The following is a 7,434-nucleotide window of genomic DNA, read 5'->3' as shown; positions in this document are numbered from 1 at the left end:
TTCAGCGCCTTTTGGGTCTTTTTCTCGAAGAGGGTCTGCCAATTTGTTGTTTTGTTTTTCTGCTACTTGGTTTTACACTCTTGCTTGATTTCCTATGTGACGGTTTTGAGTTTATCTTTCTAGACGGAACAGAAACCCTACCATCCTTAACTTTGCTTGCTGCCCCGGCTTTTTCTGAGGCGGGTTTCCAGTCTTTCTGAACCTGCTTGCCGGTTGTTGCTTTACTTTTATTAGTAGTTGGTTTTTTTACATCATTGGCTTTTGGCTTATTCTTCTTGGGGACATCTCTTTTTTGGTTTAATGCTTGTTTGTTTTTTACCCCTTCATTCCTTTTAGCAAATGATTTATCTGGATTTTTGGCTCCAAAATCATTACGCCTCGATTTTTTCTGCAATTCGATAGAGGTTTTACTTTTTCTCACGCTTGTATAGTTATATGAATTATTAACATTGATATTCACATTGACATTTGTTCTATGGCGATGTCGAGGGTAGGGGCGCCAGGGGCGGTAGTAGGGTGGATAATATCCCCAGTAAAATGGCGAGCGCCACGGATGATACAGGGGACTCCAAAAAAACACAAAAATCACCGGGGGATGTACATAGACGGGTTCTACTATGTAGCCCGGGCCGTACATGTATACATCTCCAACTACTTGAACCTGGGTTTCATCCTTACCTTTTTTTTCAACGTCAATTGTTGCTACGTCCTGATACTGGTCTTTTCCAATAACAGCCTGGATGGTGACCAAGTGTGTATCACCCTTGGACGTCTCTGTTACTCTGAGATAATCAACTTCTCCGTCTTCATTCAGATCCAGATTTGAGATCTGAGTATCTGGGTCATTGAGCTTCTTCTCAAATTCTTCCAGATCTTTTGCTTCACCAAATATCGATGCAACAGCTTCCAGATCAAGGTTGTCACTGATATCAGTATCTTTTGCTTCAACAGTCGTTACATCTTCTGCATACAGATTATTGCAAGCGATAAACAGTATAATCAACAAACTTCCAAATATTTTTCGCATTACCTATCCCCTTTATTGTTGAATTGTATGGCAATCTTTAATGGCAGTGATTCTTGAATAATTTGTATATTTAAGGGTATTTTATACTCCAATATTAGCATAAAAACAAACATTTTTTTCACGGCTGACGCATGAACTATTTTAAACTATCTTGTCATATGGTTATGAGCCCATGGGGTGTATAAATACAGACAAGCTGTTACAAGCTGGGAAGTCAACAAAAAAGATGACTGCCATATGTTTCAGAAATTAAGCAGGGGTTGCATAACATATTGACTGATATGTCAAATTACTGATTTCAATATTGACATCTTTTGCTCAAAACATTAGAGGTTAAATGAAACATAATTTTATTAATATACAAATCGGCTGGTAACAGTATATGGAATTTACTTTTGAATTTATTCGACTATTTTTAGTGGCTATTTATGTGGTTATGCCATTGTTGATATTTTTATCATTTTGGATTGTTATTTTAGGTCAAGTGGTCGGCTTTATTGAAGGTTGGAATAAATTTGATTCATTGTACTGGTCTTTTATAACTGCATTAACAGTGGGCTATGGTGATCTTCACCCTTTAAAGAAAAGCTCAAAAACTTTATCAGTGATAGTTGGATTAACCGGGATCATGTTTACCGGCATTGTCGTTGCAGTCACGGTTCATACAGCGACCCTGGCATTTGAAAAGTACGTGGATCTGAATATCTTTCTGCAAGCCGGCAAACTATTTAAATAGAAAATTATAAAACCCAAAATAGGATTTTTTACTAACATTACCATGCCAAAACTACAATCACTATTGTCTTTTAAAGGCCACCCCCAAAATATACGCAAAAGATTGCTCCGGGATATTATTATTGTGGTGGTAATTACCTTTACCTGCCTGGTGGCACTCAGCATTTACCAAGTTCGAACTGTACGTGAAAAAGTCTCTAAAACTATTATAAGTGATGCTGCCACACTTGTTAAGAAAAGGTTTATCCGTTTTGTAGATCCCATTGAAAACTATCTTGCTGTTATCAGCGAGTGGGGAAAAAATGGTACCATTATCCAACGCAATGACCAGGAATTAACTAAACTTCTTATTCCTTTATTAAGCCCCCATGCCCATATGACAGGCTTATTAATTGCAAATAGTAATGGTGCAGAATTTTTTCTGCAGAAATATGACGGCGGCCTGCGTTCCAGGCGGCTTTATCCTGGCGATGGTGAAAGAATTGCAACCTGGCACTCCTGGCATCTTAACGGTAAACCATTTAATACATGGCAGGAAAAAACTGATTATCAATCTGCAAACAGGCCATGGTACAAAGAGGCTTTAAACAACAAACCCGGTAAAATCAGCTGGACTGAACCCTACACTTTTTTTACGACACAGGAGATTGGAGTTACCGCTGCCACCTATTGGCAAAAAAAAGATAACCCCGATTCCAAGCATATTATTGCCATTGATCTTTTGGAAAATGATCTCCTTGAATTTTTAAATACTCTTAAGGCAGGTAAAGATGGTCATATTATTGTAATAGAAAAAGATGGTTCAATTATTACTTACAACCAGGTTGAACCAGGCAAAGTTGACAAGCGGCCCGCCCCGTTGCAAGCTGCATTAAAAATCTGGCATTCTCATAAAAAAAAAGAAGTTTCAGCCTTGAAATTCACCAACAGCGGCCAAATCTGGTGGGCAGGCTTTAGCAAGTTAGGACAAGGTGATCCAAGCTCCTGGGTTGGCATTATAATTCCCCAGTCAAAAATCATGGATAATGTTGTCCAAAAATGGTGGCAAACAGGCATGCTTGGTCTTGGTGTTCTTTTTTTAGCAATTTTTCTGGCTTTTCGACTTGTAAAAAAATACAGTTACCAGCTCAAAGAACTTCCCACTCAACACATCAATGGCCATAATTTTGCTAATGAGCTAATTGCTCTTATTGATGCCGGCGAAAGCACCACCCTGGAATTTAAATCAACCCTGCGAACAAATCTTAAGACCGGAAAAAAGGGTAAGGAAATTGAAATTGCCTGGCTCAAAACCATAACAGCCTTTATGAATTCCGATGGCGGCATCTTACTTGTTGGAGTGGAGGATAACGGCAATATTCTCGGAATCCAGATGGATAATTTTGAAAATGAAGATAAGCTGCGCCTATATTGTAAAAGCCTGATTAATAATCATATAGGTCCCGAATTTACCCGTTTTATTAATTTAAAACTAAAACCTGTTAAAGAAAAACAGGTTGTAATCATTGAATGTGAACGAGTACGAAAGCCTGTCTTTTTATCCATTGGTAAAAATGAAGAATTTTTTGTGCGTTCCGGACCTTCAAGTATGAAGATTACCATGAGCCAAATGGTGAAGTACCTTGAAGAGAGAAGATAAAAGCCATTAAGAAAGCTATTCTTCTGCTTTTTTAGTTTCTTCTCTTCGTATAATACCGTCCACTGCTGCCGCAGCACCTATTTTTAATGCGGTTTCAGTATAAGACGTATCAATATCTTTATTGCCGTTTTCTTTTCCCCCCATTAAAGATTTAAGCTCATCCGGCATATCTACAATTACTTTTCTGTGGGCATAGTGGATGCCTTTGGCAGCAAGGGCTTCGGTTATCCTGCGAAAGGCCTCTCTTTTTATGACAAACTGCTTTCCTGGGTGGGCAGTAAATTTCACCCTGAAGGTCATTACAGAGTCTCCAACTTCCCTGACACCCTGGGACTTTAAAGGCTTGATAAAATCGTCTTTGAATTCCTCATCTTTAAGCATTGCTTTACCAACTTTTTTAATGACTTTTCGTACTTTATCTATATCAGTATCATAGGGCAGCTGAATATTGAATTTTATAACCATGCCTCCACGCATGTAATTGGTTACAGAACCAAGTTCACCAAAGGGGACTAATTGCAGCATTCCACGATGATGTCTTAATTTAACATTGCGAAGGGTAATCGCTTCCACACTGCCGGTAATGCCCCCTGCCTCAATATATTCTCCTACACGAAATGCATCATCCAGTAAAAAGAAAAACCCTGATAAAATATCAGTGACCAGTTTCTGGGCACCAAAACCTATGGCCAAGCCTATAACTCCTGCTCCAGCAAGTAATGGAGCAATTTCAACCCCAATGGATGACAAGATTGTCAATACAACAACCACAATCAGAACAGTGCCAATAAATTTTTTAACCATTGGAAGCACTGTTGTGCTTCGCCCTGCAACAACACCACCGCCCAATTCATTATCTTTTCCTTCATTTTTATCTTTGTCAGGCATATCTTCGGCGAGTTTTTTATTTATCAATTTGCTTAAAAAATTCCAGGCAAGATAACCAAGGGACAATGTAACCATTACATCAAACATGGTATTGGGCAGTTGACTGGCAAAAGGAATATTTATTCCCCACAGGCTCGCTATCCAGAAAACCAGGGTAATAATAATAGTGGTTCTGACAATAGCAGCAACAGTATTAGAATTTTTATTATTTTCCAGAACTGTCTGGTCATCATCTTCCATAGTCTTATCTTCCGGCTCTTTTAATGTGCCAAGAATTACGCCAACTATCCATTGACCTGCTTTGTCTAATAAAAAATAGATGGGAACAATCAAGAGACTGATAAAAAATGCTATGGGAGTATTGTCTTGCCCAATAATCATGCGTGCAGCCCACAGAACCCAGATAATAATTATATAAGCAAATGACAATATATGCCAGATTGCTGCAAATTGTTTTTTGAATAAAGATGGCTTTTTTTGATTACCGATTATGACCGCTGCCACAATTTTTTGATTCTGCCGGATCATGAAAGCTATGGTAAGGATCAGGAATGTTCCAATACTAAGCCCTGTAAACCTTGTTAAATCTCCTGGAGTTCCTATCCTGATCATTGCAGATATTATGACATAGCCAAAAGAGATTAATCCCATTATAAACATCATACTTTTATGGAAATATCCGGCAGCATAATTACTTAAAGGTAAAAGGCGGAGATTTTCCATGGTTGGCGAGCATACAACACTGCTTAAAAGGGAAATCATCCTTACAGATATAATTACGATAAACACAATTAAAAAAATCATTTTACCAGCCATATGGCTCTGCCCCTTCAAAAGAAAAAAAATTGTAAGACAGACAAATATAAAGACAGCCACACCAAAAAAATCAGGAATAGTTTTCAACAGTGCACTGCCAATCTTGCTGAATCCCTTCAAGGGTTCAAAGGAATTGATCCTTTTACGAAATCCTTTTGTCATATATTTGAAAAAAAACTCAAATAAAAAACCGACAAGAATGACTCCAAGAGCGTAGATCAAAGTTATAAACAACGAGAAGACACCTCTACTCTCGGATAAAAGGACAAGGGAATTATAAAAATGAGAGGGTATATTGGGTATATTTGAGATAAAATCTTTTAATCTGGCATGGGCAAAATCAGTAAACTTATGCATATTATTAAAAGAATCTGACTTATCCTGCAAGGAACTTGAAGCTTCTTTTTTAAGTTCAGAAATGAGCAGTTGTCTAACCTGTTCATCGCTCATGGCTGACAATATTTCATCCACCTGTCCTGGAGAATAATTTTCAGGTAATTGAATTTTGCTAATTGTAGAGCCTGACCCGGATGTTTCCGCACTTAGATTTGATATATTCAAAATGCAGGCAAGCAATACAAGAAAAAATACCGGTCCAATAGTTAATCGCACTTTTGCCACACAACACCTCCAGTTCTTTGTTAACTATTGCTATACTGCAAAAAAGCTATCACATCAATAAATGTATGGCAAGTCTTGGTCATCTTTAATCACGGTAAATTTATTCTAATAAACGACTCCGAAAGACGCTTGGCTATTCCAAGTCCTTTTCAAATAATAAAAACATATATATTGTCCAAAAAATCTGCAATTTCTTATTCAATAATGCAGACATCCGAGTCACAGGGACAGGCACCATCGATCTCAAAGGCATATGCAATTCTTGATGCCTGATCAAACACAGTTTTTTTAATCGGTTTAAAAGAAAAACTTTTAATATTTTTTCTTATATTTTTTTTTGCAGGCAGGTTGTCAAGTCCGGTTGAAGTAACCTTTCCAGTATCCCCATCAAGGATCTCTGCATCCTCTCCGTTGGTGACAATAACAATTGGTATCTGGTAAGGTTTCATTATTCGTGATAATGCCAGGGTAGAAAGCCTCCTGGTGACAAGGGATCCCGGCGCATATTTGATAAGTGCAACAAATTTCCCCTGGTATTTGACAAGAAAATCAATTTTTATGGAAGCCTTTCTCTGTCCGGCGACAACCTCAAGATTTATATTGCTTTCAATATCATTTTTTTCAAACCTGCCGTCTAATACAAGCTTTTTGGCAATTGTTTGTCGGTATCTTTCATCAAGCGTGTCCGTTAACACAGAACCGGTTAAAAAATCTTTCAGTTCTCCAAGAACCAAATGATGAGGATTGGATTGGTTTTCCATTGATGCTGCCACCCTCCTGCTTAGGCCATATAAAGCCGACTTATAAATTCCTCAAATATTCATAATTCTTTTTTCTATTTCAATGTTAAGGATAATCAATAAGTTTACAAGTCTTGTGTTGTGTTGCATAAAAAAATCTAATCCATAATACATGATTTCCTATTCTTCCATCAAACATGTGTTATTTTTGGTTTGTTTTTGTTAGTGTTTTTATATTTTTTAAATTTCTTGACTTAGTATAAGTCAAAAACTATAGAGTACGGTTGTAAATAACTATTAATAGGAGGAAATATAATGAAAAAACAAAAGTTTAATCTGACAACCCACCTTGTTTGGCTCGCTGTATGCGCTTTAATGATGTTTCCGTTTCCGGTACAGGCCGGGCCCAAAGACAAACTGACTATTTTCCATGCCGGCAGCCTGACAGTACCATTTGCAAAAATTGAAAAAGCATTTGAAGCTAAATATCCGGATGTTGACGTTCAAAGAGAAGCCGGCGGCAGCACCAAAATGGCACGCCTTATTTCAGAGGTTGGCAAACCAGCCGATATCATGGCATCAGCAGATTATAAAGTCATTGATAACAATCTGATTCCAAATTTTGCCGCCTGGAATGTAAGGTTTGCCACAAATCAGCTTGTCCTTTGTTACACGGATCAAAGCAGATATGCCGATCAGGTCACTGATAAGAACTGGTATAAAATATTGCAAAAAAAGGATGTTGTATGGGGACATTCCGATCCAAACCTTGACCCCTGCGGATATCGCAGTATTATGGTATTACAGCTGGCTGAAAAATTTTATAATGTTGACGGTCTTTATCAAAAACTCATTGATAATCGTCCCCAAAAAAATATCCGGCCCAAATCCGTTGAACTGGTCAATCTTCTTAAAACAGGACATATGGATTATGCCTGGGAATACCTGTCTGTCGCTATTCAGCACGA

6 protein-coding genes are annotated in these 7,434 nt (G+C 37.8%); 3 read left to right on the top strand and 3 right to left on the bottom strand.

Annotated elements, in window-relative coordinates; all coding sequences use genetic code 11:
* Nucleotide 1 precedes the first annotated feature (1 nt).
* The gene (locus K8S13_RS01875; protein WP_291460001.1) at nt 2-1,027 is read right to left on the bottom strand and encodes a hypothetical protein; all 1,026 of its coding nucleotides are present in this window, start codon (nt 1,025-1,027) and stop codon (nt 2-4) included.
* A 382-nt stretch (nt 1,028-1,409) separates the two neighbouring features.
* Here K8S13_RS01875 and K8S13_RS01870 point away from each other — a divergent pair, with 382 nt between their 5' ends.
* Nucleotides 1,410-1,763, top strand: coding sequence for a potassium channel family protein (locus K8S13_RS01870; RefSeq protein ID WP_291460000.1), 354 nt, complete (start codon nt 1,410-1,412; stop codon nt 1,761-1,763).
* A gap of 42 nt (nt 1,764-1,805) precedes the next feature.
* Entirely contained in the window at nt 1,806-3,401 is a 1,596-nt protein-coding gene (locus K8S13_RS01865; RefSeq protein ID WP_291459998.1) for an RNA-binding domain-containing protein, read from the top strand.
* A gap of 15 nt (nt 3,402-3,416) precedes the next feature.
* Here the strand turns inward: K8S13_RS01865 and K8S13_RS01860 are convergent, their stop codons facing one another.
* Nucleotides 3,417-5,726, bottom strand: a complete 2,310-nt coding sequence (locus K8S13_RS01860; protein WP_291459996.1) for a mechanosensitive ion channel domain-containing protein — start codon at nt 5,724-5,726, stop codon at nt 3,417-3,419.
* Between the two features lie 194 nt (nt 5,727-5,920).
* On the bottom strand, nt 5,921-6,487 hold the full coding sequence (locus K8S13_RS01855) for a type I restriction enzyme HsdR N-terminal domain-containing protein (RefSeq protein WP_291459995.1): 567 nt from the start codon (nt 6,485-6,487) through the stop codon (nt 5,921-5,923).
* A gap of 294 nt (nt 6,488-6,781) precedes the next feature.
* On the opposite strand from K8S13_RS01855, the gene wtpA reads away from it, so the two are divergent.
* Nucleotides 6,782-7,434 (top strand): tungstate ABC transporter substrate-binding protein WtpA (gene wtpA / locus K8S13_RS01850; protein WP_291459994.1); only part of this gene is annotated, 653 nt, incomplete at its 3' end.

The organism is Desulfobacula sp., assembly GCF_021107415.1.
This window is presented reverse-complemented; position numbering and strand designations above follow the sequence as displayed.

Coding starts and splice junctions, on each gene's coding strand:
- K8S13_RS01870 (WP_291460000.1), top strand. CDS start 1,410: ATGGAATTTACTTTTGAATTTATTCGACTATTTTTAGTGGCTATTTAT.
- K8S13_RS01875 (WP_291460001.1), bottom strand. CDS start 1,027: ATGCGAAAAATATTTGGAAGTTTGTTGATTATACTGTTTATCGCTTGC.
- K8S13_RS01865 (WP_291459998.1), top strand. CDS start 1,806: ATGCCAAAACTACAATCACTATTGTCTTTTAAAGGCCACCCCCAAAAT.
- K8S13_RS01855 (WP_291459995.1), bottom strand. CDS start 6,487: ATGGAAAACCAATCCAATCCTCATCATTTGGTTCTTGGAGAACTGAAA.